21 protein-coding genes are annotated in these 26,044 nt (G+C 41.3%); 14 read left to right on the top strand and 7 right to left on the bottom strand.

Translation table 11 applies throughout. From position 1 onward, the window contains the following. Positions 1-35 precede the first annotated feature (35 nt). The 3 genes from sucC to argA all read left to right on the top strand — a co-directional run bounded on the left by sucC (position 36) and on the right by argA (position 3,610). A complete protein-coding gene (gene sucC / locus AAEU31_RS09010; RefSeq protein WP_135924747.1) occupies positions 36-1,202 on the top strand; it encodes an ADP-forming succinate--CoA ligase subunit beta in 1,167 nt (388 codons plus the stop codon). Next, positions 1,202-2,074: a succinate--CoA ligase subunit alpha gene (gene sucD, locus AAEU31_RS09005; protein ID WP_036968616.1), complete on the top strand. Its 873-nt coding sequence runs from the start codon at positions 1,202-1,204 to the stop codon at positions 2,072-2,074. Before sucC ends, sucD begins: the two co-directional genes overlap by 1 nt. Positions 2,075-2,269: 195 nt before the next feature. Further along, positions 2,270-3,610: an amino-acid N-acetyltransferase gene (gene argA, locus AAEU31_RS09000; RefSeq protein WP_421967036.1), complete on the top strand. Its 1,341-nt coding sequence runs from the start codon at positions 2,270-2,272 to the stop codon at positions 3,608-3,610. A 74-nt stretch (positions 3,611-3,684) separates the two neighbouring features. Here argA and AAEU31_RS08995 read toward each other — a convergent pair whose 3' ends face one another. After that, complete coding sequence (locus AAEU31_RS08995; RefSeq protein ID WP_199526439.1) at positions 3,685-4,755, bottom strand: DUF3083 family protein; 1,071 nt, start codon at positions 4,753-4,755, stop codon at positions 3,685-3,687. 228 nt (positions 4,756-4,983) lie between these two features. Between AAEU31_RS08995 and glnS the strand changes: the two genes are divergently transcribed. Beyond that, a complete protein-coding gene (gene glnS / locus AAEU31_RS08990; protein WP_421967035.1) occupies positions 4,984-6,651 on the top strand; it encodes a glutamine--tRNA ligase in 1,668 nt (555 codons plus the stop codon). Between the two features lie 90 nt (positions 6,652-6,741). Here the strand turns inward: glnS and AAEU31_RS08985 are convergent, their stop codons facing one another. Beyond that, positions 6,742-9,153: a TonB-dependent receptor gene (locus tag AAEU31_RS08985; RefSeq protein WP_421967034.1), complete on the bottom strand. Its 2,412-nt coding sequence runs from the start codon at positions 9,151-9,153 to the stop codon at positions 6,742-6,744. Between the two features lie 154 nt (positions 9,154-9,307). Here AAEU31_RS08985 and AAEU31_RS08980 point away from each other — a divergent pair, with 154 nt between their 5' ends. Beyond that, on the top strand, positions 9,308-9,835 hold the full coding sequence (locus AAEU31_RS08980; protein WP_135924734.1) for a YaeQ family protein: 528 nt from the start codon (positions 9,308-9,310) through the stop codon (positions 9,833-9,835). Here AAEU31_RS08980 and yfaE read toward each other — a convergent pair. From yfaE to ubiG, 5 genes are all read right to left on the bottom strand, one after another. After that, the gene (yfaE, locus tag AAEU31_RS08975) at positions 9,832-10,104 is read right to left on the bottom strand and encodes a class I ribonucleotide reductase maintenance protein YfaE (protein WP_235382756.1); all 273 of its coding nucleotides are present in this window, start codon (positions 10,102-10,104) and stop codon (positions 9,832-9,834) included. The genes AAEU31_RS08980 and yfaE overlap by 4 nt on opposite strands. Continuing rightward, positions 10,104-11,234 carry a class Ia ribonucleoside-diphosphate reductase subunit beta gene (gene nrdB, locus AAEU31_RS08970; protein ID WP_130051426.1) on the bottom strand — a complete coding sequence of 377 codons (1,131 nt, stop codon included), beginning with the start codon at positions 11,232-11,234 and terminating at the stop codon, positions 10,104-10,106. Before nrdB ends, yfaE begins: the two co-directional genes overlap by 1 nt. Before the next feature lie 70 nt (positions 11,235-11,304). Then, positions 11,305-13,590 carry a class 1a ribonucleoside-diphosphate reductase subunit alpha gene (gene nrdA, locus AAEU31_RS08965; protein WP_135924729.1) on the bottom strand — a complete coding sequence of 762 codons (2,286 nt, stop codon included), beginning with the start codon at positions 13,588-13,590 and terminating at the stop codon, positions 11,305-11,307. A gap of 392 nt (positions 13,591-13,982) precedes the next feature. Then, the gene (locus tag AAEU31_RS08960; RefSeq protein ID WP_199526441.1) at positions 13,983-14,657 is read right to left on the bottom strand and encodes an HAD family hydrolase; all 675 of its coding nucleotides are present in this window, start codon (positions 14,655-14,657) and stop codon (positions 13,983-13,985) included. Continuing rightward, positions 14,657-15,367 (bottom strand): bifunctional 2-polyprenyl-6-hydroxyphenol methylase/3-demethylubiquinol 3-O-methyltransferase UbiG, encoded by a 711-nt coding sequence (ubiG, locus tag AAEU31_RS08955; protein WP_199526442.1) that lies wholly within the window; start codon positions 15,365-15,367, stop codon positions 14,657-14,659. The genes AAEU31_RS08960 and ubiG overlap by 1 nt, the downstream gene beginning before the upstream one ends. 176 nt (positions 15,368-15,543) lie before the next feature. Here ubiG and gyrA point away from each other — a divergent pair, with 176 nt between their 5' ends. The 9 genes from gyrA (at position 15,544) to pyrF (ending at position 25,788) form a co-directional block, all read left to right on the top strand. Then, complete coding sequence (gene gyrA / locus AAEU31_RS08950; RefSeq protein ID WP_135924722.1) at positions 15,544-18,240, top strand: DNA topoisomerase (ATP-hydrolyzing) subunit A; 2,697 nt, start codon at positions 15,544-15,546, stop codon at positions 18,238-18,240. A 69-nt stretch (positions 18,241-18,309) separates the two neighbouring features. Next, positions 18,310-19,398 carry a 3-phosphoserine/phosphohydroxythreonine transaminase gene (gene serC, locus AAEU31_RS08945; protein ID WP_421967033.1) on the top strand — a complete coding sequence of 363 codons (1,089 nt, stop codon included), beginning with the start codon at positions 18,310-18,312 and terminating at the stop codon, positions 19,396-19,398. Then, on the top strand, positions 19,399-20,679 hold the full coding sequence (aroA, locus tag AAEU31_RS08940) for a 3-phosphoshikimate 1-carboxyvinyltransferase (RefSeq protein ID WP_421967032.1): 1,281 nt from the start codon (positions 19,399-19,401) through the stop codon (positions 20,677-20,679). It abuts the gene before it with no gap. A 104-nt stretch (positions 20,680-20,783) separates the two neighbouring features. Next, positions 20,784-21,497 (top strand): (d)CMP kinase, encoded by a 714-nt coding sequence (cmk, locus tag AAEU31_RS08935; RefSeq protein WP_135924714.1) that lies wholly within the window; start codon positions 20,784-20,786, stop codon positions 21,495-21,497. Between the two features lie 92 nt (positions 21,498-21,589). Further along, positions 21,590-23,257, top strand: a complete 1,668-nt coding sequence (gene rpsA, locus AAEU31_RS08930; protein WP_063528811.1) for a 30S ribosomal protein S1 — start codon at positions 21,590-21,592, stop codon at positions 23,255-23,257. Positions 23,258-23,322: 65 nt separating this feature from the next. Continuing rightward, on the top strand, positions 23,323-23,610 hold the full coding sequence (gene ihfB / locus AAEU31_RS08925) for an integration host factor subunit beta (RefSeq protein WP_036968575.1): 288 nt from the start codon (positions 23,323-23,325) through the stop codon (positions 23,608-23,610). 20 nt (positions 23,611-23,630) lie between these two features. Then, positions 23,631-23,912, top strand: a complete 282-nt coding sequence (locus AAEU31_RS08920; protein ID WP_054551349.1) for a lipopolysaccharide assembly protein LapA domain-containing protein — start codon at positions 23,631-23,633, stop codon at positions 23,910-23,912. Between the two features lie 2 nt (positions 23,913-23,914). Next, positions 23,915-25,051, top strand: coding sequence for a lipopolysaccharide assembly protein LapB (gene lapB, locus AAEU31_RS08915; RefSeq protein ID WP_135924712.1), 1,137 nt, complete (start codon positions 23,915-23,917; stop codon positions 25,049-25,051). A gap of 32 nt (positions 25,052-25,083) precedes the next feature. Then, positions 25,084-25,788: an orotidine-5'-phosphate decarboxylase gene (gene pyrF / locus AAEU31_RS08910; protein ID WP_421967031.1), complete on the top strand. Its 705-nt coding sequence runs from the start codon at positions 25,084-25,086 to the stop codon at positions 25,786-25,788. The last annotated feature ends 256 nt before the right edge of the window (positions 25,789-26,044 follow it).

The raw sequence follows: 26,044 nt of genomic DNA, 5'->3' as shown, positions 1-26,044 counted from the left end.
CAGCTCTTTTAGTATAAAAAATTGGATAAAGCATCATGAATTTGCATGAGTATCAGGCAAAACAACTTTTTGCCGAATATGGTTTACCAGTTTCTCAAGGTTTCGCTTGCGATACACCTGAAGAAGCTGCAGCAGCTGCTGAGAAAATCGGCGGTGATATGTGGGTTGTTAAAACACAGGTTCACGCAGGTGGCCGTGGTAAAGCTGGCGGTGTTAAGCTAGTTAAAACAATCGACGAAGTAAAAGAGTTCGCTGCGAACTGGTTAGGTAAAAACTTAGTTACTTACCAAACAGACGAAAATGGTCAGCCAGTAGCTAAAATCCTTGTAGAAAGCTGCACTGACATCGCTAACGAATTATACCTTGGCGCTGTAGTAGATCGTGCTTCTCGTAAAGTTGTTTTCATGGCATCTACTGAAGGTGGTGTTGAAATCGAGCAAGTTGCAGAAGAAACTCCAGAACTAATTCACAAAGCTGAGATCGATCCACTAGTTGGTCCACAAGCATACCAAGCTCGTGAATTAGGCTTCAAACTAGGTTTAAACCCTACTCAAATGAAACAGTTCGTTAAGATCTTCATGGGTCTTGCTAACATGTTCAACGATTTCGATTTCGCACTATTAGAAATCAACCCGCTAGTAATTACAGACGAAGGTAACCTTCACTGTCTAGACGGTAAAATCGGTGTAGATGGTAACGCGCTTTACCGTCAACCTAAAATCCGTGAAATGCACGATCCTTCACAAGAAGATGCACGTGAAGCTCACGCTGCAAGCTTCGAGCTTAACTACGTTGCACTAGACGGTAACGTTGGTTGTATGGTTAACGGTGCAGGCCTTGCAATGGGTACTATGGACATCGTAAACCTACACGGTGGTAAGCCAGCTAACTTCCTAGATGTTGGTGGTGGTGCTACTAAAGAGCGTGTATCTGAAGCATTCAAGATCATCTTATCTGACGACAACGTTAAAGCTGTTTTAGTTAACATCTTTGGTGGTATCGTACGTTGTGACATGATCGCTGAAGGTATCATTGGCGCAGTTAAAGAAGTAGGCGTAAACGTTCCTGTAGTAGTACGTTTAGAAGGTACTAACGCTGAACTAGGTCGTGAAGTACTTGCTAATTCTGACCTTAACATCATCGCTGCTGAATCACTAACAGACGCAGCTGAAAAAGTTGTTGCTGCTGCGGAGGGCAAATAATGTCTGTATTAATCAATAAAGATACAAAAGTTATCTGTCAAGGTTTCACAGGTGGCCAAGGTACTTTCCACTCTGAGCAAGCGCTTGAGTACGGTACACAAATGGTTGGTGGTGTAAGCCCAGGTAAAGGCGGTCAAACGCACCTTGGTCTTCCAGTATTCAACACAGTACGTGACGCTGTTGAAGCAACTGGCGCAACTGCATCAGTTATCTATGTACCAGCACCTTTCTGTAAAGATGCAATCTTAGAAGCTATCGATGCTGGCATCGAGCTTATCGTTTGTATCACTGAAGGTATCCCAACACTAGACATGGTTGACGTTAAAGTTAAGCTTGAGCAAACTGGTGTTCGTATGATCGGTCCTAACTGCCCAGGTGTTATCACTCCGGGTGAAACGAAGATCGGTATCATGCCTGGTCACATCCACAAGCCTGGTAAAGTAGGTATCGTATCACGTTCTGGTACTTTAACTTACGAAGCGGTTAAACAAACTACTGACGCTGGTTTCGGCCAATCAACATGTGTTGGTATCGGTGGTGACCCAATCCCTGGCACTAACTTCATCGACGTTTTAGAAATGTTCGAAAAAGACGAGCAAACTGAAGCAATCGTAATGATCGGTGAAATCGGTGGTACTGCAGAAGAAGAAGCTGCAGAATACATCAAGCACAACGTGACTAAACCAGTTGTTTCTTACATTGCAGGTGTTACGGCTCCTCCAGGTAAGCGCATGGGTCACGCAGGTGCAATCATCGCAGGTGGTAAAGGTACTGCTGATGAGAAATTTGCTGCATTAGAAGCTGCTGGCGTAAAAACTGTACGTTCACTAGCTGACATCGGTGCTGCACTTAAAGAGAAAACAGGCTGGTAATCAGTTTTAATCTCTTAGAAAAGGCTCGCTTATGCGGGCCTTTTTTGTATCTGAGAGTTTCCTAGTTTGTGCACGAAAATTCTAGCTGCAAATTAAGAATAATAATGCTTTATTTGTGAATAAAAATTCCATACACTGATACCTTGTTTATTTGTTTTTATATAAAACGCTGTTATTAAAAAAGGTAAATATCACGTGCGTACCACAGAATTGGTAGATGGATTTCGCCAGTCAACTCCTTATGTTAATGCTCACCGAGGTAAAACTTTCGTTGTAATGCTCGGCGGAGAAGCAATTGATCAGCCAGGTTGTCGTAGCATCATTAATGATGTTGCATTATTAACGAGCTTAGGTATCAAAATTGTTTTAGTGTTTGGTGCAAGGCCACAGTTCAATGCGGCACTGCAAGAATTTGGCATAACTAGTCAGTTTCATAATGAAATACGTGTTACTGATAACGCGACTTTTGATGTAATAAAGAAAGTTGCGGGTGCAATGCAGTTCGATATTACTGCACGTTTATCGACCTCGCTAAGTAGTACTCCTATGACCGGCTCATACTTGAATGTGGTCAGCGGTAATTTTGTTATCGCTCAGCCTTTAGGAGTTGACGATGGCATTGATTATCATCACTCAGGCCGTGTAAGACGTATTGATGTTGAAGGGATTCGTCATCAATTAAACAATAACAGTATCGTACTACTTGGTCCGATTGCCGCCTCAGTGACAGGTGAAAGTTTTAATTTAACTGCTGAAGAAATTGCCACTCAGGTTGCATTAAAACTGCGCGCTGACAAAATGCTTGGTTTTTGTAAAGAGGCCGGTATCTTGGATGAAAACGGTGAAGCAATTGCCGAGCTTATGCCAAATGAGGCAGAATCTGTCTTAGCAAACTACCGTAATCAACCTGATTCATGTTTAAGTGCAACGGTATTCTTACAAGCGGCCATTGATGCATGTCGTGGCGGCGTACATCGTTGTCATTTAGTTAGTTACAAAGAAGATGGCGCATTATTACAAGAGCTTTTCTCATTAGATGGCATTGGTACGCAAATCGCGCCGCAAAGCTCTGAACAGTTACGTAGTGCAACAATATCTGATATTACCGGGATTATTAATCTGATCAGACCGCTTGAAGAGCAGGGCTATTTAGTTAGGCGCTCTAGAGAGCAGCTTGAGATAGAAATAGAGCAATTTACTGTCATTGAGCGTGATGGTTTAATTATCGCCTGTGCCGCTTTATACCCATTTGCTGAAGAACAAGTGGGGGAGTTTGCAAGTCTGGCTGTTCATCCACAATACCGAGATGCAGATAGAGGGAGTTACCTACTGCGTTTTATTATTAATAAAGCCAAACGTGCTGGTTACTCGCATTTATTCGCTTTAACCACACGCAGTATTCATTGGTTTTTAGAACAAAGCTTTGAATTGGTGACCGTTGATGAGTTACCGGCGAAGAAAAAGGCACTGTATAACTATGAGCGCCGTTCTAAAGTGCTGCGACTGGACCTTACTAAACTAAGTAAAAACCGTTGATAGTACAACTGAGTGGATTGCTATAAAAAAGGTGACGCATGTGCGTCACCTCTAATTCTATATATTGTATTTAATTAATACTCATAGTTAATGTGCTGATAAAAGCGCACACGTAAATCTTGGCGCGTTGGATTAAAGGCCAGCTCGTCAGTTACTTCATTAATTGCGCTTTGCACTTGATTCATAAACTTACCATAACCAATGTCATGCTTGTCTTTATCGGCTGCGGCAATCACAAAATGTAGAGAATCAACAAGTTGATTTGCATCCCAATAATGTTGTAATTGCACTTGCTCTGAGCTGCAATCAAAGGTTAGCTTTTGCAGTTCACTGTTACTTTGTGCGTTATCAATATTGCTATTACGAACAATAGGGCGGGTACCATTAGCGATAAAAGCACCAAGGGTTAGCGCTCGTTTTTCGCAAGCTCGTTTAAATGCATCAAAAATATATTGATAAAATTGCGTGTAATTCTCTTCATTCAACATATGTTGAAATTGCGTTTTAATCGCGCGGGTTACTGGAATAGAAAACCCAGCATAAGTCATCTCACTGTGCTGTGTTGGTAAATGACATTGGCGAGATTGATAGCGTGGATATAAGCTACGCAATTTATAGCCATAGCTTTCTTTGTGACCTTTTGCTTTAGCAAATAAATCATAAGTAAGATGCTGGTGATCGCGAATTTTAAGTGGAGGTTGGCCGCTTAATAGCTTTTCTTGTAATGAGTTTATTACGCGCTGTACGTTATGGTGAAAACTTGCTGCATTAGCACGAATATCTTCACCTGTAGCCAAAAATAATAAACGAATTTTTTTGCATTTTACTTCATCAGCGGCAAACACATTATGTGCTTCGTGGTATTGTGGGTTATAGAAAAATAAAATCTGCTTAGCGGTTTCTAAACTATATGCCTCATCATGGTAACGAACGACAGGTAACTTATCGTTAGCGATCAGATGTACATTGTGCAGTTCATATTCATCACATAGTGCAAATAACTCCCTTGCAAGACGCTTATAAGCACAGCTTACATTACTAAACTGAGCAAAAAACTCATCAGTAGGTTTAAACTCAACTAGCACATACTGGTTAGCACGCGCAGAGCTTGGAATATAGACTCTATGTTGATTGAGCGAAGCCATCTTTTTTCCTTATTGGTAGTGAAACTGACGGCACTATATCGCTAGTCAATGATCATTTTATTGCGTTAGAACAATTTTTTTACCGATTTTGCAGCGTCTGTAAACAATGTATTCAATAATCGGCTTATTATCTTCAATAAACATGGCTCAACTACTGTATGTTAGGGTTTGTTTTTGTAATAATGCATTAGTTTTGTCACCATGCAATATTTTGAGGATTATGCTCCTATGGCGGAAATTGAGAATCGCCCAAGTAACTTTATTAGAACGCGTATCGACGAAGATCTCGCAAGCGGTAAGCATGCGACTACACACACGCGTTTTCCACCTGAACCAAACGGTTTTTTACACATTGGTCATGCAAAGTCTATCTGTTTAAATTTTGGTATTGCCCAAGATTATCAAGGTCTTTGTAACTTACGTTTTGATGATACGAATCCAGAAAAAGAAGACATCAATTACGTAAATTCAATTAAAGAAGATGTGCAGTGGTTAGGTTTTCAGTGGGATGGTGAAATTAAGTATTCATCTAACTATTTCGATGCGTTATACGGCTATGCTGTTGAGCTTATCGAAAAAGGCCTTGCGTATGTGTGTTTCTTATCGCCAGATCAAGCACGTGAATACCGTGGTACTTTAAAAGAGCCAGGTAAAAATAGCCCGTACCGTGATACGCCAGTAGAAGAAAACCTAGCGCTATTTGAAAAAATGCGTAATGGCGAATTCAAAGAAGGCGAGTGTGTACTGCGTGCTAAAATCGATATGGCAAGTTCATTCATGGTATTGCGTGATCCGATTTTATACCGTGTACGTTTTGCTCACCACCACCAAACAGGTGATAAGTGGTGTATTTACCCAATGTACGACTTCACGCACTGTATTTCAGATGCACTAGAAGGTATCACGCATTCATTATGTACGCTTGAGTTCCAAGATAACCGTCGTTTATACGATTGGGTATTAGATAACATCAGCCTTGAGTGTCACCCACAGCAAATCGAGTTTTCACGATTAAACCTTGAATACACCATTATGTCTAAGCGTAAATTAAACGACTTAGTGGTTAATGGTCATGTTGAAGGCTGGGACGACCCACGTATGCCAACGATTGCTGGTTTACGTCGTCGAGGATACACACCTGCGTCAGTGCGTGAGTTCTGCTCGCGTATCGGTATCACTAAACAAGAAAACATGGTTGAAATGGGTATGCTAGAAGCATGTATCCGTGAAGACCTAAATGAACATGCACCACGTGCAATGGCTGTTCTTGATCCGGTGAAGATTGTTATCGAAAACTATGATGCAGATAAAGTAGAGACTTTATCAGTTGCCAATCACCCGAATAAAGAAGAGATGGGCCGTCGTGTTGTGCCTTTCACGCGTGAGATTTATATCGAACGTGAAGACTTCCGTGAAGAAGCAAATAATAAGTTCAAACGTTTAGTACTTGATAAAGAAGTACGTTTACGTGGTGCTTATGTAATTAAAGCTGAGCGTGTTGAAAAAGACGAGAACGGTGAAATCACCACTATTTTCTGTTCTTACGATCCAGAAACGCTAGGTAAAAACCCAAGCGATGGCCGTAAAGTTAAAGGTGTAATCCATTGGGTATCAGCCAGTGAGTCAATCACCGCTGAAGTACGTTTATACGACCGTTTATTTAACGTACCAAACCCAGCTGCTGCTGAAGACTTCAATGCAACGCTAAATCCAGAATCACTCGTGGTGCTTGCTAACGCGAAACTTGAACCGTCTCTTGCTAATGCACAAGCAGAGCAGGGCTTCCAGTTTGAACGCATGGGCTATTTCTGTCGTGATAACAAAGCCGACTCACTAGTATTTAATCAAACTGTGGGTCTTCGTGATTCATGGGCAAAGATTGAACAAAAGGGCTAAACTTTTAACTAATTGTTTAAGTTTCTAAGCTTAATAAAAAACCCTTTCATTTTAAAAATGAAAGGGTTTTTTTATAACTATTAAAAGTGATTAAAAATAGCCGCGAATACCTAAGCTAAAGTTGCGACCAGGTAGTGGTGCTTTTTCTTTAATAAATGAACTGTGAACGAAACCTAGTTCATCCGTTAAGTTATCAGCATTAATGTACAGCTGCGTATCGACAGGGCCTAAATCAAGTTGGTAATTTGCCGATGCGTCAAACAGGGTATAACCGTCAGTTTTTGTCTCATAAGCGGTAATATCTGACTGCTCAAAATAATGAGTGCCAGCTAGGCTAAATTGCCAACCGCCAACAGTATACTGTAGTTCAGAACCAAGTTTGTTTGCTGGAATACGTGGTAGGTAACCTTCGCCATCTTTTAATTTAGCAGTTGTTGAATCACCAAACACTTTAACCAATGTGCTAGGTGACACTTGGTAGTGGACGTCAAACTCAATACCGTAAAGTTTTGCATCTTTACTTGCAAATTGATACACCGCCATTGCGTCTTCGTCAGCCTCTGCTGCTGACTCTAAACCGTGCTCTTCATGGAATACGAGCCCAGTACTTTGCTGGTAATAGTAGTTTTCAATGTCGTTGTAGAAAAAGTTAACGGTGTAACCAAAGTCACCAATAAAGCGGCGGAAACTTAAATCAAAGTTGGTTGCAGTTTCTTGATCGATATCTTCAGGCTCAAAGTGTATTTCGCCGTCTTCGATATGATAACCAAGGCCTAACTCATATGTGCCAGTTGCAATGTGTACACCATTTGAAAGTAGTTCAGCACTAAGAGGCGCGCGCTCTGAACGAGATACGCTAAGCGCAACACTTTGGCCTTCTTGATATTGCCAGATTGCACCTGCAGAAATACTTAGATTTGTGAAATCTTCGCTGTAATTGATGATTTCTGCTTCTTCGTCATCGTGACCTTCTTCCTCTTCATGAGCGTGATCATGATGGTGCTCTGCCATACTAACAGCCGAGTCAATTTGGTAATCCTCAATACGTGCGCCTAATTCAACGGTTACATCACCAAATTGACGCTCTTCAAGCATGAATAGTGCATTGGTTTTAGTTACACTTGCTGGTGTAAAGGCTTCTTCACCATCAGCATCGTAGTCTGATTCTGTGTAGTGGTAGCCAGCCATACCGTGCCAAAGGCCTAATTTATGTTCAACGGTTGCACGTGCTTCAGTGGTTTTGTTAGAAAACACAGTGCCAACTGCACCATCTTCAATTTCGGCATGTTTATAGTCTGTGTAACCCACACGTAGTGAGATATTTTCAATCCAGTTATCATGTAGCGCATAGCTCATGTAACCTTGCCAGCGATCTTGCTCTAATTGCGCGAAGACAGACTCTTCGTGTTCTTCTTCACCTTCGTGTTCATCATGATGCTCACCTTCTTCATGCTCTTCGTGATGATGGTGTTCATGGGCGGGAATACCGTAATCTGTTTCGATGCGACCATATGACACACCTAGTGTTAGGTGGTCGCCAACATAACTCGTACCAAAATTAACATTTTGGCTATCGATAAAGGTGTTTTCTACGCGGTTAGCGGTTTCGTGTTCTTCATGATCTTCACCCTCATGTTCGTCATGCTCTTCAGGAAGCTCGAATGTTGGCGTTTTGTAATCATGACCTTTGCGCTTTGTGCCATCAAAATGGAAGTTGAAACCTTCATTACCGGTTTCAAGTTTTGCGGCATAAGTATTGGTGTTTGATACTGTGTCATGGGTGTATTGCGCAGCGCCTGTTAAAGTGTCGATATTGTCAGTAGGAATACGATTATCAACAACATTTACTACACCACCTATCGCACCTGAGCCGTAAAGTAGGGTAGCAGGGCCTCGTAACACTTCAATTTGTTCAGCGGCTAGGCTGTCATTTGATGTTGCGTGATCTGGGCCTATACGTGATGCATCACTGCTATCAAGGCCATTTTGAGTGATTTTCACACGCGGACCATCTAAGCCGCGAATGATTGGACTTGATGAAACTGGACCAAAATAACTAGCATTCACACCAGGTAGGCCTTTTAGTGTTTCGCCTAGGGTCGGCTTAGCCTTATTATTAAGATTATCACCAGCCAATACGTTAACGGGTGAGATCATTTCAAGGCTATTTTTATGAAGCGCAGAAGCATAGACAACAACTGTTTCTACAGATGTTGGCGTGAGAGTAATAACTAGATTTTGATTATCACCATTAATTTCAACACGTTTATCGATAAAATCATCTTTGCTGATGTGTAATTGGCCTTTATTATCCACATCGATTTTAAACTGGCCTTGTTTATTGGTCACAACGCTTTGTGACTTACCATGAACGTGAACTTCAGCGTTACTGATAGGTTGCTGATTTTTATCTAATACTTGACCTGTGATCACAGCAGCCATTGTTGATTGAGAGAACAGCGCAGCGGCAACAGCACTACAAAGAATTGAAATTTGCTTCATTATTACTACTTCTAAGTTTGTTGTTGAGTGTTGTGATATAATATAACACTGCAATTTTTTATCTGCAATAACGTTATACTATAACTTTTAACTAAGTCGCGAATTTTACACCGTAAACTATACTTAGAATGTTTCAGTTAGATGGACATTCGTTATGTCTGATAAGAATCGTGTTTTTAAAGCCAATTTTACTATTGCAGATTTGCGCGAACAGCGAAATCACCAAGAGGTTTTCACCACGGCATGTGATAGGCAAGAAAGCTATGAACATTTTGTGTTAAAGCTTTTAAGCTACTGCTTATTTTCTCATAATAAAATGGCAACCATGAACGCACGGCTTAAAAGTAGTGAGCCAGATGTGTCAATTAAAGCCCTTGATGAGCATTATGAAATGTGGCTAGCAGTTGGAGAACCTGATTTTACAATATTGAGTAAAATTGCTAAACGTGTTGACGAACTATGGGTTGTAACTACGCTAAATAATGAGTGGTTACAAGAATATGAGCATCAATTAGAGCTGATAAATAATAGCCATTTAATTGCCTTTGATGGAAACTTTATTGAGCAATTGGCGAGCCATTTGACTAAAAACTTACAGTGGGATGTAACGATAGATCAACAAACAGTGAGTGTCTCAGACAAAGAAAACTTCTACCAAACAAACGATCTTGTGTGGCATTAAAGCTCAATTTTTACCTTACCGTTGGGTTTACTACAACACAGCAACACTTCACCTGAGCGTACAAACGCAAGTGGTTCTTGGTTATAACTCACATCACCTTCGACTAATTTAGCGCGGCATGCGCCACAATAACCTTCACGGCATTGGTAGGGGACGTCTATTTTGTGTTGTTCTAGGCATTCAAGGAGAGATGAACAGCCAGAATCAAATTCGAGACTCTGGCTGTCTGTTCCTGCAAGGATAACCTCTGCAGTAGTGTTAGTGCTCATTACAGATCGAAGTCACCAAAATCTGATGCATCAACCTGAGAATCAATTTGGCCTACAAGGTAAGAGCTAATTTCAGCTTCTTGTGGAGCAACTTGAACGTTGTCTGATACTAACCAAGAGTTGATCCATGGAATAGGGTTACTCTTACTTTCGAACTGTGCAGGTAAGCCAACCGCTGTCATACGCGCATTTGTGATGTATTCAACATATTGACATAAGATATCTTTATTTAAGCCAATCATAGAACCATCTTTAAACAAGTATTCAGCCCAATCTTTTTCTTGCTCAGCAGCTTCAACAAACATCTGAATCGCTTCTTCACGGCATTGTGCAGCAACGATTGCCATTTCAGGGTCGTCTTTGCCTTCTTGCATGATATTTAGAATGTGTTGCGTGCCAGATAAGTGGAGCGCTTCATCACGGGCAATTAGCTTGATGATTTTTGCATTACCTTCCATTAGTTCACGCTCTGCGAACGCGAATGAACAAGCAAAGCTTACATAGAAACGAATAGCTTCTAGAATGTTAACTGACATCATAGCTAGGTAAAGTTGCTTTTTAAGGTCAAATAAGCTGACTTTTACTTCTTCACCGTTGATCACATGTTTACCTTCACCATATAGATTGTAAACAGAAATCATATTGATTAAATCATCGTAGTATTTGGTAACCGCATCAGCACGTTCACTGATCTTCTCGTTACTGACGATATCATCAAAGATAAGCTCAGGAGACTGCGTAACGTTACGAATAATATGCGTGTATGAACGGCTGTGAATTGTTTCACTAAACGCCCATGTTTCAATCCAAGTTTCAAGCTCAGGAATAGACACAATGGGTAGTAACGCAACGTTAGGTGAACGACCTTGCACACTATCTAGCAAGGTTTGATATTTCAAGTTGCTTAAAAAGATGTGTTTTTCGTGGTCCGGTAACGCTTGGAAGTCAAGACGGTCTTTACTTACGTCAACTTCTTCAGGACGCCAAAAGAACGATAATTGTTTTTCAATTAGCTTTTCGAAGATAGGGTACTTTTGTTGGTCGTAACGTGACACGTTTACAGTTTGGCCGAAAAACATCGGTTCTTGTAATTGGTTATTATGGTTTCGGCTAAAAGTTGTATATGACATAGTGATTTCTCAAAAAACAGTCAGGACAAAGCGGGCAAATGAGCCCGCTTTTGTTATGTTATTAATTTAATTAGATTTTACAAGCGCCGCCTGCACAACCGTCATCTTCTACCTCTGGTGTTAGCTCATCTTGAGCATCCGATGCACCGTCACGTGTGTTGTGGTAGTACAAGGTCTTCACACCAAGTTTATAAGCAGTCAGTAGGTCTTTTAATAGCACCTTCATAGGTACTTTACCGCCTTCGTACTTAGATGGATCATAATTAGTGTTTGCAGAAATCGTTTGGTCAACGAATTTTTGCATAATACCAACAAGCTGTAGGTAACCATCGTTTGATGGAATATCCCAAAGTAGCTCATAGTTGTCTTTCAGGTTTTCATAATCTGGAACTACTTGCTTTAAGATACCATCTTTACTTGCTTTAACGCTGATATGACCACGTGGTGGCTCAATACCATTTGTTGCGTTAGAGATTTGTGATGATGTCTCTGATGGCATTAATGCAGATAGCGTAGAGTTACGCATACCGTGCTCTTTAATGCTCGCACGTAAAGAATCCCAATCTAAATGAAGTGGCTCATTACAGAACTGATCCAGGTCACGCTTGTAAGTATCTGTCGGCATGATGCCTTGAGAATACGTTGTCTCGTTAAATTTAGGACACGCACCGCGTTCTTTCGCTAACTCGTTTGATGCTTTCATTAGGTAATATTGAATTGCTTCAAACGTTTTGTGAGTTAGGGCATTAGCACTACCATCAGAATAACGTTTACCGTTTTTAGCAAGGTAGTATGCGAAGTTAATTACACCTATACCCAGCGTACGACGACCCATCGTTGCGTTTTTAGCCGCAGGAACAGGATAGTCTTGGAAATCAAGTAAGTTATCAAGGGCACGTACTGCAAGTTCAGCAAGTTCTTCTAACTCATCAAGCGACTCAATCGCACCTAAGTTAAATGCAGATAGCGTACAAAGTGCAATTTCACCTTCTTCATCCATTACATTGCTAAGTGGCTTAGTTGGTAATGCGATTTCTAAACATAGGTTAGATTGACGAATTGGCGCCACAGTCGAGATAAACGGGCTGTGTGTATTACAGTGGTCAACGTTTTGTAAGTAAATACGACCTGTGCTTGCACGCTCTTGAGCAAACATTGAGAATAACTCAATGGCTTTAATACGCTTTTTACGAATTGACTCGTCTTGTTCGTACTTAACATATAGCTCATCAAACTTCGCTTGATCTTCAAAGAATGCATCATATAGACCCGGTACATCTGACGGGCTGAACAATGTGATGTAATCGTCTTTGATTAAGCGGCTATACATTAATTTGTTGAACTGTACACCGTAGTCAAGATGACGTACACGGTTGTCTTCAACACCACGGTTGTTCTTAAGGACAAGAAGATTTTCAACTTCTAAGTGCCAAAGTGGGTAGAACAACGTTGCTGCACCGCCACGAACACCACCTTGTGAACAGCTTTTAACAGCAGTTTGGAAGTGTTTATAAAACGGAATACAACCCGTGTGGTAAGCTTCACCATTGCGAATAGGGCTACCAAGGGCACGAATACGGCCCGCGTTAATACCAATGCCAGCACGTTGCGAAACATATTTAACAATCGCAGACGATGTCGCATTAATAGAATCAAGGCTATCACCACATTCAATCAATACACATGAGCTGAATTGACGTGTTGGTGTACGAACACCGGCCATAATTGGTGTAGGTAATGAAATCTTAAATGTAGACACTGCATCATAAAAACGCTTGATGTAATCAAGACGTGTCTCTTTTGGATAATCAGAGAATAAGCTTGCAGCAACTAAAATATATAAAAACTGTGCACTTTCGTAAATTTCGCCAGTAACACGGTTTTGAACTAGGTACTTACCTTCAAGTTGCTTTACAGCAGCGTAGCTGAAGTTTAAATCACGATTATGATCAATATATGAGTCTAACTCATCGATTTCTTGCTCTGTGTAGTCGACAAGTAAATGCTGATCGTAACGTTTGTCTTCAACTAATTTTGTAATGTGATCATATAAACGTGGTGGCTCAAATTGGCCATACGCTTTTTTACGCAAGTGGAATACAGCTAAGCGAGCAGCTAGGTATTGATAATCAGGCGTATCTTTTGAGATTTGATCCGCTGCCGCTTTGATGATTGTTTCATGAATGTCGTCGGTGCGAATGCCATCATAAAATTGAATATGTGATTTTAATTCAACTTGTGAGACAGACACATTATTCAGACCTTCTGCGGCCCAAGCGATTACGCGATGGATCTTATCTAGATCGAGTGACTCTTTACGGCCGTCACGTTTGCTTACAGATAGCTGTTGGTTCATAGTTTTGCCTGTATTCCTTGGGAAATTTTAGTTGTAAAGACAAAGGTATTCTTTATGTAATTATTATTATTAAACACTATATGCAGCTAATTGAATAACATTTAGCCACAATATCTGGTGTTGTTTAAATTGCAGATCACAAGATAGTGTGGTCTGCGCTGTTTTGCAAGGGATAGAATTGCCCCATTTTGTGGATAACTATTGGATAAGCGCATTGTGTTAGTGACCATTAACCTTTGAACATTCACAGACGACGAAATTTGTAGAAATCAACTCAAGATCCAGAAAATTTACCGTTTTAAAAAATAAATTTCGACTGATTTTTTTATCATCAAAGAATGTTCAAAAGTGAATCAGATCACAATATATGGTGTTTTAGATAATAAATAACACTATATATGGTTAAAGCCATCAATTGGCGAATGCCAATTAAAATCCGCCTGCCAGCCAAGCGCAGCGTCAACACTCGGTATGTAACCCCAAAGCGCCGTTGCACTGTACATATTAGCCGCTTTTGCAGCTTGAATATCTCGCTCAGCATCACCGATATACAAACAACGAGTTGGATCAACCGCTAAGATCTCAGCTGTATGTAACAGTGGATCCGGTGATGGTTTCGAAACAGCTAATGTATCGCCACTGACAACGGCTTGAGCATTGCTTAAAGATGGGATCGCTTGCACTAAGGGCTCAGTTAAAAAGCCGGGCTTATTGGTCATAATGCCCCACTTAATATTGTTTTGCTCAAGTGCAATTAAAAGCTGCTCGATGCCGTTGAAGCATTTACTGTGTACGGCAATATCATCAGCGTAATAATCGAGTAACTGTTGACGTAAAGCCAGTTGTTCTACATCAGGCCACTTATCACCAAAACCAATCTCTAATAATGCATTGGCTCCGTTTGAAGCTGCAGGACGATAAATATGTTCAGCGACTGGGGCAATATCTGCATCGGCTAATACACGATTTAATGCATGACCCAGATCATCGGCGGTATCAAGGAGCGTACCATCGAGATCAAAAATAAAAGCATCAAAATCGATAGAGGGTGCGTTTACACCACTCATTAGGCTAATTTCTCAAAGTGCAGGATGTAATTAACACTTACATCATCATTTAAACTGTATTGCTTAGAGAACGGGTTATAGTTCAGGCCTGTGCTGGCTCTTACTTTTAATCCCGCTTCTTCAGCCCAGGCAATAAGTTGTGCAGGTTTGATAAACTTTTTATGGTCATGGGTACCTTCAGGCACCATTTTTAAAAGCTTTTCTGCACCCACAATGGCAAACAAGTAGGCCTTTGGTGTTTTGTTTAGTGTTGAAAAGAAGACATCGGCGCCCGGTTTAGCAAGTTCTGCTACAGCACGAATAATAGACGCAGGGTCTGGAACATGTTCAAGCATTTCCATACAGGTAATAACGTCAAAGCGGGCAGGGTGCTCAGCCGCAAACTGTTCTGCTGGTACTTTTATATAGTCAACAGGGACACCTGTTTCTAAACTGTGTAACTTAGCAACGGTGAGTGGCTCTTGGCCCATATCGATGCCGGTTACTTTAGCGCCCATGCGCGCCATACTTTCACTTAAGATGCCGCCACCACAGCCAACATCTAAGGTTTCTTTATCAAATAAGCCGCCTACTTTATCGGCGACAAAATCCAAGCGAAGAGGATTTATTTCATGAAGAGGTTTGAACTCTCCGTCGCGGTCCCACCAACGTTCTGCGATGGCTTCAAACTTTGCAATTTCTGCATTATCTACATTTTGATGTTCGGTCATAAAAAACTTCCTCGTCAATCTGAGGCCATTATATAGGGGGAAATTACTAAATCGCAAAGATTTAGCGCCTGTAAATCTAAATAAATTGTGATAGCATGGTCTGGAAATAATAACTAAAGCTCTTAAGACGGCATTGTGCCTCTTTATGAGTCAATACTGAAGGAATGTGAAATCAAATGACTGATCTCGCCAATGAAATTCTGCCAGTCAATATTGAAGATGAATTAAAAAATTCGTACCTTGATTACGCAATGAGTGTAATCGTTGGACGTGCATTGCCAGACGTACGTGACGGCTTAAAGCCAGTTCACCGTCGTGTTTTATTTGCAATGAACGAACTCAATAATGATTGGAATAAACCTTACAAGAAATCAGCACGTGTTGTTGGTGATGTAATCGGTAAGTACCACCCACATGGCGACAGCGCGGTATATGACACCATCGTTCGTATGGCGCAGCCTTTCTCATTACGCTATATGCTTGTTGACGGCCAAGGTAACTTTGGTTCTGTTGACGGTGACTCTGCGGCAGCAATGCGTTATACGGAAGTCCGTATGGCGAAAATGTCACATGAATTATTAGCTGACTTAGAAAAAGAAACCGTTGATTACGTACCTAACTATGATGGTACTGAGCAAATTCCTGACGTATTACCTACTAAAGTACCTAACTTACTAGTAAATGGTTCATCAGGTATTGCGGTTGGTATGGCAACGAACATTCCTCCGCATAACTTAACAGAAGTTATTAACGGCTGTTTAGCGCTTATTCAAAACCCAGATATGTCAATTGCTGATCTAATTGAATATATCCCGGGTCCAGATTTCCCGACTGCGGCGATTATCAACGGTAAAAAAGGCATTGAGCAAGCGTACCTAACAGGTCGTGGTAAAGTATATATCCGCGCTCGTGCTGAAATCGAAGTTGACGAAAAAACCGGTCGTGAAACAATCATCGTTCACGAAATCCCTTATCAAGTTAACAAAGCGCGTCTTATCGAAAAAATCGCTGAGTTAGTTAAAGATAAGAAAATTGAAGGTATTAGTGCACTACGTGACGAATCAGATAAAGACGGTATGCGTATCGTTATCGAAATCAAACGTGGTGATGTTGGTGAAGTAATATTAAACAACCTATATGCACAAACTCAGTTACAAACTGTGTTTGGTATGAACATGGTTGCACTTGATAACAACCAACCTAAGTGCTTTAACCTTAAAGAAATGCTTGAAGCGTTTATCATTCACCGTCGTGAAGTTGTTACACGTCGTACAGTATTCGATTTACGTAAAGCCCGTGACCGTGCTCATACGCTTGAAGGCTTAGCAATTGCTCTTGCAAACATCGACCCAATTATCGAACTAATTCGTAAGTCACCAACACCAGCTGAAGCTAAAGTGGCACTAACAGCTCGCCCTTGGGAGCTAGGCACTGTTAAAGCTATGCTTGAAAAAGCAGGTGAAGATAACGTTGCTCGCCCTGATTGGTTAGCTGCAGATTTAGGTATTCGTGATGGTCAATACTATTTATCTGAGCAACAAGCACAAGCAATTCTTGACCTACGTTTACACAAACTAACGGGTCTTGAGCATGAGAAGATCTTAGACGAGTACCAAACGTTACTTGATCTAATTGCCGAGCTTTTACACATTCTTTCAAGCCCTGATCGTCTAATGGAAGTTATCCGTGACGAGCTAGTAGAAATTAAAGAACAATATGGTGATGAGCGTCGTACTGAAATCAGCGCTGCTGCTCACGATATTAGCCTTGAAGACCTAATCAATGAAGAAGACGTTGTAGTAACGCTTTCTCACGAAGGTTACGTTAAGTATCAACCATTATCTGACTACGAAGCACAGCGTCGTGGTGGTAAAGGTAAGTCAGCAACGAAGATGAAAGATGAAGACTTCATCGAGCGTCTATTGGTTGCTAATACACACGATACAATTCTGTGCTTCTCAACTGCAGGCCGCTTGTACTGGTTGAAAGTATATCAGTTACCATTAGCAAGCCGTGCAGCGCGTGGTAAGCCAATTGTTAACCTATTACCACTTGAAGCAGATGAGCGTATTACTGCTATCTTACCGGTACGTGAGTACGAAGAAGATAAATACATCTTCATGGCTACTGCGTTTGGTACAGTTAAGAAAACACCATTAACAGCTTATAGCCGCCAACGTGCGAGCGGTATCATTGCCGTTAACCTTAATGAAGGCGATAGCCTAATTGGGGTTGATATCACAGATGGCACGAATGAAATCATGCTATTTACTGATGCTGGTAAAGTTGTACGCTTTAAAGAAGCTGAAGAGTCTGAAGTATTAGACGAAAACGGTAACCCTGTACTTGATGAAAACGGTAACCCGGAAATCCGCTTTAAAGGCGTACGTCCAATGGGCCGTACAGCAACAGGTGTTCGCGGTATTAAGATGGCAGACGATCAACGCGTTGTATCGTTAATCGTTCCTAAATCAGATGGTGCAATCCTAACTGTGACAGAAAACGGTTACGGTAAGCGTACAGCACTTGAAGATTACCCATCGAAGAGCCGTGCAACACAAGGTGTTGTATCAATCAAAGTTAGCGAACGTAACGGCGCTGTGGTTGGTGCAGTACAGGTTGATGAAAACGACGAAATCATGATTATCTCTAATCGCGGTACACTTGTACGCACTCGTGTAAATGAGGTTTCTACGGTTGGTCGTAATACTCAAGGCGTTATTTTGATACGAACTATTGACGAAGAGCAAGTAGTTGGTTTACAACGTATCGAAGAAATCGAAGTTGATGAGCTTGCAGCCATCGAAGGCGAGGCCGTTGAAGTAGTCGATACTAATCCTGAAGAAGCGGGTGATAACCCACCTTCAGAATAACATTGATTTAAAAAGCGGCTTCGGCCGCTTTTTTTATCCGCACTATAATTACTGGAATGAGGCAAAGTAATGACTAAATATAATTTTTGTGCAGGACCGGCAATGCTACCGCCGGCAGTTATGCAAAAAGCACAAAAAGAATTTATTGATTGGCAAGGTTTAGGTGTATCTGTGATGGAAATTAGCCATCGCAGCAGCGACTTTTTAGCGCTTACTGCTAAATGTGAAGCAAGCCTGCGTCGCTTAATGAATATTAGCGATGAGTTTGAAGTATTATTTATGCATGGCGGTGGTCGTGGTCAATTTAGTGCTGTGCCACTGAATCTTCACCTTGATGGTAAGCCAGCTGTTTACTGTGAAAATGGCGTGTGGTCGAAAGGTGCAACAGAAGAAGCGGCAAAATTCACCACAGTTCAAAGTATCAACGTACGTGATGATGAACAGCAAAATGGTCAGTTTTCAATTAAGCCTACAAGCAGCTGGGAATTACCTGCTGATGCGTCATACATTCACTATTGCCCGAATGAAACCGTAGATGGCATCGAAATTTTTGACGTACCATCACACCCATCAGCACCGATTGTTGCTGATATGTCGTCGACTATTTTATCGCGCGAATTTGATGTAAATCAGTTTGATCTTATTTACGCTGGTGCGCAAAAGAATATCGGCCCATCTGGTTTATCTATTGTAATTATCCGTAAAACCTTACTTGAACGTGAAGGTCTTGCAAAGCCAGGTATTCTTGATTACGCATTAGAAGCGAAACAAGGCAGCATGTACAACACACCACCGACATTTGCATGGTACTTAGCCGCTGAAGTGTTTGAATGGCTAGAAGCAAATGGTGGTGTAAAGGCGATGGAAGAGCAAAACATCGCAAAAGCCGAGCTACTTTACAATTATATTGATAGCTCAGATTTTTATAGCAATAAAGTTGCTAAGCATTGCCGTTCGCGTATGAACGTTCCGTTTTGGTTAAATGATGAGTCGCTGAATGATAAATTCATTAGTGAGTCAAAAGAAGCAGGCTTATTAGCCCTTGAAGGTCACCGTATTGTCGGTGGTATGCGCGCAAGTATTTACAATGCAATGCCACTTGAAGGCGTGCAAGCCTTGGTTGATTTTATGGCCAAGTTTGCAAAGGAGAATAGTTAAATGGAACAACTACGTCTTGAACCTATTGCAAAAGTTAATGGTAGCGTAACCTTACCCGGCTCAAAAAGCTTATCAAATCGTATTTTACTTTTAGCAGCGCTTGCTAAAGGTACAACAGTGGTTGAAAACCTGCTTGATAGCGACGATATCCGTCATATGCTTGGTGCACTAAAATTATTAGGTGTTAATGTTACGCTTAATGAAGACAAAACAGTGGCGACCGTTGAAGGTGTAGCGGGTAAATTTAATACACCATCTGAACCGTTATTTTTAGGTAACGCTGGAACTGCGTATCGCCCGCTAACAGCTGTACTTGCTGCTGTTGAAGGTGAGTATGAGCTTGTTGGTGAGCCACGCATGGAAGAACGCCCAATCGGCCATTTGGTTGATGCATTGCAAGCACTGGGTGGTGATGTAACTTACTTAAAAAATAAGGACTATCCACCACTGGCTATTAAAGGCGGTAAAATTAATGGTGGTAAAGTAGCCATTGATGGCAGTATTTCAAGCCAGTTTTTAACAGCGCTATTAATGGCAGCACCGTTATTTAATGGCGACACAGAAATTACCATTAAAGGCACGCTGGTATCTAAACCTTACATTGATATTACCCTTGATGTGATGAAGCGTTTCGGTGTTACTGTAAGCCATGACAACTACGAAACGTTTTATGTAAAAGGCTGTCAGCAGTATCAAGCACTTGAGCGTATTATGGTTGAAGGTGATGCATCAAGTGCTTCTTATTTCGTTGCGGCAGCTGCAATAGCGGGCGGCGAAATTGAAATTAATGGGGTAGGTGCGGCGTCTGTTCAAGGTGATATTGGCTTTGCCAAAGTTATGGAACAAGTGGGCGCAAAAATCGATTGGTACGATGAAAAGCTGGTGGTTCGCAAAGGCGAGCTGAATGCTGTAGATATTGATGCTAACGAAATACCTGATGCGGCCATGACACTGGCAACTGTAGCACTTTTTGCAAAGGGTAAAACGGCGATTCGTAACATCTATAACTGGCGTGTTAAAGAAACTGACCGTTTATATGCAATGGCAACCGAACTGAGAAAAGTAGGTGCAGAGGTTGTAGAAGGTGAAGATTTTATCGAAATTACTCCACCTGACACATTTAATGATGTTGCGATTGATACCTACAACGATCACCGTATAGCAATGTGTTTTGCGATGGTTGCAGTGGGTGGCAAGCCGATAACCATTAACGATCCTAAGTGTACGTATAAAACGTTTCCTACATTTTTCAAAGTTCTAGAGTCTGTCTCAAGTCAATAAAACAGAAGAAAATATAAAAAGTTACACTCTAAGTGCGGATCTATTTTAATAACTGGCGTATAATATTCCGGTTTTATTTTGGTGTGCATTGCAGGAGGTTATAAATGCAGGCGTTATCAATGCCCGTAATCACCATCGATGGTCCAAGCGGTTCAGGTAAGGGAACTGTATGTCGCTTGTTAGCCGAGAAATTAGGTTGGGATGTATTAGACAGCGGTGCGATTTACCGTGTGCTGTCACTTGCTGCGCTTCACCATCAGATTGAATTAGATAATGAAGATGCATTAGTACCACTTGCAGCAAACTTAGATGTGCAGTTTTTGGTTGATAGCCACACTCACACATCGAAAATTGTGTTGGAAGGCGAAGACGTCACAACCACGATTCGTAATGAAGAAGTGGGTGCAGCTGCATCGAAAATAGCAGCTTTACCACGAGTGAGAGAAGCATTATTACGCCGTCAGCGTGCATTTCGTACAGAAAATGGCTTAATTGCTGATGGTCGTGATATGGGCACTGTTGTGTTTCCTGATGCACCGCTGAAAATATATTTAACTGCTACAGCTGAAGAGCGCGCACGTCGTCGCTTTGCTGAGTTGAATGAACGCGGTCTTGATGTTACACTAAGTGGTCTACTTGAGGACATAAAAGCGCGAGATCACCGTGATATGACACGTGAGGTTGCGCCATTAGTGCCTGCAGAAGACGCCATTGAAATCGATACTAGCGATTTTGATGCGATGCAAGTGTTTGATAAAGTAGTAACTTTACTCGACGAAGCAGTACTTGCAGGAAAGCTTCCAAAAGCTAAAAAGTAAATTTATAAGGTGCCGGCAGGATGCTAGCGCGATTTTAACAACCCCATGCAGCATGGTTGCTAATTGGTTATTTAATTATTTAGAGACGTATAATGTCAGAAAATTTTGCGCAGTTATTTGAAGAAAGCCTAAAGGGTTTTGAAGCAGAGCAAGGCTCTATCGTTAAAGGTACTGTTATCTCAATCGAGAACAACATCGTACTTGTTGATGCTGGTCTTAAATCTGAAAGTGCAATCCCTGCTGAGCAATTCAAAAATGCTGCTGGTGAACTAGAAGTTGCTGTTGGCGACGAAGTAGATGTTGCTTTAGACGCAATCGAAGACGGTTTCGGCGAAACTATCCTTTCTCGTGAGAAAGCGAAGCGTCACGAAGCGTGGATCCGCTTAGAAAAAGCATGTGAAGAGCAAGAGACTGTTACTGGTGTTATCAACGGTAAAGTTAAAGGCGGTTTCACTGTTGAAGTTGATTCAATCCGTGCCTTCCTACCTGGTTCACTTGTTGATGTTCGTCCAGTACGTGACACAACTCACCTTGAAGGTAAAGAGCTTGAGTTCAAAGTAATCAAGCTTGACCAAAAACGTAACAACGTTGTTGTTTCTCGCCGTGCAGTTATCGAATCAGAAAACTCACAAGAGCGTGAAGAGCTTCTTGCTAACCTTGTTGAAGGTCAAGAAGTTAAAGGTATCGTTAAGAACCTTACTGACTACGGTGCGTTCGTTGATCTTGGTGGTGTTGACGGTCTACTACACATCACAGACATGGCGTGGAAGCGTGTTAAGCACCCTTCAGAAATCGTTAATGTTGGCGACGAAATCGCAGTTAAAGTTCTTAAATTCGACAAAGAAAAGACTCGTGTATCTCTAGGCCTTAAACAGCTTGGCGAAGATCCATGGGCAGCTATCGCTGGTCGTTACCCAGAAGGTTCTAAGCTTTCTGGTCGTGTAACTAACCTTACTGACTACGGTTGTTTCGTTGAAATCGAAGAAGGCGTAGAAGGTCTAGTACACGTTTCTGAAATGGATTGGACTAACAAGAACATCCACCCTTCAAAAGTTGTTTCACTAGGTGACACTGTTGAAGTTATGGTTCTTGAAATCGACGAAGAGCGTCGTCGTATTTCTCTTGGTCTTAAGCAATGTATTGCTAACCCATGGCAAGAATTTGCTCGTCTACAAAACAAAGGCGACCAAGTTACTGGTAAGATCAAATCAATCACTGACTTCGGTATCTTCATCGGTCTTGAAGGCGGTATTGACGGTCTTGTTCACCTTTCAGACATTTCTTGGAACACGCCAGGCGAAGAAGCTGTACGTGAATTCAAGAAAGGCGACGAAATCACTGCTATCGTATTACAAGTTGACCCAGAGCGTGAGCGTATCTCTCTAGGCGTTAAACAAATCGAAGCTGACCCATTCAATAACTACCTGGACGCAAACAAAAAAGGTGCTATTGTTAAAGGTAAAGTGACTGAAGTTGATGCGAAAGGCGCAACTGTTGAGCTAATCGAAGGCGTTGAAGGTTACATCCGTGTAGCTGATATCGCTCAAGAGCGTGTTGAAGACGCTACTACTGTAGTTTCTGTAGGCGACGAAATCGAAGCGAAATACGTTGGTGTTGATCGTAAGAACCGCACTTTAAGCTTATCTGTTAAAGCTCTTTTCGAAGCAGAAGAGAAAGAAGTACTAGAGAAGCTTAAGAAAGAAGAGCCAGCGTTCGAAAACGCTATGGCTGCAGCATTCAAAAATGCTCAAAAAGACTAATATCTAGTCTTTTTAAATTGGAAGGGCAGCTTTGCCCTTCCTTTACCACTCTTTAAGGAAACGCTATGACTAAGTCAGAATTGATAGAACAACTTGCTGAGCAACACGCACACATCCCTGTGAAAGATGTTGAAAATGCCGTTAAAGAAATTCTTGAACAAATGGCCGGCTCATTATCTAGCTCAGATCGCATCGAGATCCGTGGCTTTGGAAGTTTCTCATTGCATTATCGTTCTCCTCGCACAGGTCGTAATCCAAAGACTGGCGAAACAGTTGAGTTAGACGGTAAGCACGTACCACATTTTAAACCAGGTAAAGAATTACGTGACCGCGTAAATGCGAGTATTGCCTAGTTTTATACAGGAGTAGTTACTTGTTTAGGGTATTAAAAATTGTATTAATTGCGCTGTGTTTATTTATTGCGTTTGTACTTGGTTCACAGAATCCACAATTGGTGCAAATCAATTATTTAATCGCCAGTAATACCTTACCCCTAGCTGTTGTAATAAGTATCTGCTTTATTTTAGGTGTCGCAATTGGTTGTTTTATAAGCTTTACACTGTTTTCTCAGTTAAAGTGGCAGAATTATCGCTTAAAGAAGAAATTAGCGCCTGAAAAAAACAATAAAAAGCTTGTTGCTAATAAAGACACCTAATCATGATTGAGCTTCTGTTTTTACTTTTACCCGTTGCAGCCGGTTACGGTTGGATAATGGGCAAAAACAGCGCTAAAAACCAAGCTCATCAGCTTAACCGCCAAATTACCTCTGAATATTCTAAAGGCCTTAAATTTCTCTTAGACAGAGAAGAAGACCAAGGCTTAGAACACCTTATTAATCTACTCGAAGTTGCAGCTGACTCAGTTGAGCATTATTCAACATTGGCCACCATGTTTCGCCGCCGCGGCGAGCTTGATCGCGCAATTAAAATTCATGAGCTGCTATTAAAACATCCAAGCCTTGATGAACAACAAGCTGCAACCAGTCGTCTAGAACTTGCTGAAGATTATATTATGGCAGGTTTGCTAGACGGCGCAGAAGAGCATTTAGTGTGGCTTGTAAAGGCGGGGCATAAAGAGGCACTAGAGCCAATTATTAACCTTTATTCACAAACACGTGAATGGGAAAAGGGCATTAACATGTTCGAGGCACACAGTGATTTATTTACTAAACCTCAGCATGTGAAAGCCATTGCTAATTTTTACTGCGAAGCAGCCTTACAAGATAACGATACGCAAATTATGCGTAAAGCCATAAGCTTAAACCATAAAGCCATTCGCCCATTGTATGAGCTTGGTCACAGTGCCTTTACCAATGAAGATTATGTAAAAGCAATTTATTATTGGCGCGAGCTTATTAGCCAATTTACATTTTTTGCGCCGGTTTTTATTGAAGAGCTTGCAGTTAGTTATCAAAAATTAAACCTAACCCACCAATTTCATGAGTTACTCAACGAGTTGCTCGATAAAGGTGGCGTATTAATAAAAATAAAACATTGCCAAGCTTTACTTGAGCAAGGCCATATCGAGCAAGCAATTAAATTTTTAACGGATAGTTTAAAGCGTCATCCGACTATTCGTGGCTTTAGCTTTTTATTACAGCTACTTGCCAAGCAAAACAACGATATTAAAGATGTACTCGATCAAATTGATAAGCTAGTAACGTCTTATATCGCAACCAAACCTGATTTTCAGTGCCAACACTGTGGCTTTACCAGTCATACCATTTATTGGGTATGTCCATCGTGTAAGCACTGGGAAACAATTGTTCCAAGCCGTGGCATAGACGGTTTTTAATTCATATTAGTCCATTAGTTTTTAGGAAAGTTATGTCTGTCGAAGATTCAAAAAAAGTATTAATTGCCCTTGATTACGATGATCAACAAACAGCTCTTGCGTTTGTAAAGCAATTATCGCCTGATACGTGTCGCCTTAAAGTAGGCAAAGAAATGTTCACGTATTTTGGTCCTAGCTTTGTTAAGGAACTAATCGACTTAGGTTTTGATGTATTCTTAGACCTAAAATTTCACGATATTCCAAACACAGTGGCTAAAGCTGTAACCGCTGCTGCAAAAATGGGTGTATGGATGGTTAACGTGCATGCCTCTGGTGGCGTTGAAATGATGACCAAAGCAAAACAAGCTTTAGAGCAGTTTGGTGATGACGCACCATTACTGATTGCAGTAACTGTACTAACCAGTATGGATGCCGCAGAACTTACTCGTTTAGGTGTAGATAAAACGCCAGAAGAGCAAGTAATTTACCTCGCAAAACTTGCTAAAGAGTCAGGCCTTGATGGGGTAGTGTGCTCAGCCCAAGAAGCGAAAAAGCTAAAAGCAGAACTTGGCGCAGACTTTAAACTGGTTACCCCAGGTATTCGCCCAGAAGGCAGCGATGCAGGTGACCAAAAACGCATCATGACACCAAAACAAGCCGTAGAAGATGGCAGCGACTATTTAGTTGTAGGTCGCCCAATCACTCAATCGGCAGACCCAGTTGCAACACTAAAAAAAATTAACGACTCACTAAAATAACCTAATTATTTTAGAATAGTCTCTAAAGAGCATTGTAAGCGTGATCTATTGCGTTATATACAGTGCTCTTTTTGTTTGTGGCGATTTCAAAAAAATATTCAGCGAAAAACAGACGAGCGGGCAAACTCGTTTTTGGATAGAATCGACTTAACGTAAATGCTCTACAATCCTGCTTTCAGGTAACTTTTTGTATCCAAAAACGTCTAAGGCTACTTTTATTAGCGGTGGTCGCAATAGAAAGTTTTAGGCATAAATG

This window comes from Pseudoalteromonas thalassia, assembly GCF_049257215.1.
GTDB classification, from domain to species: Bacteria; Pseudomonadota; Gammaproteobacteria; order Enterobacterales; family Alteromonadaceae; genus Pseudoalteromonas; species Pseudoalteromonas lipolytica_C.
Note: the sequence above shows the minus strand (reverse complement) of the source record. Positions and strands in the feature narration are given on the sequence as shown.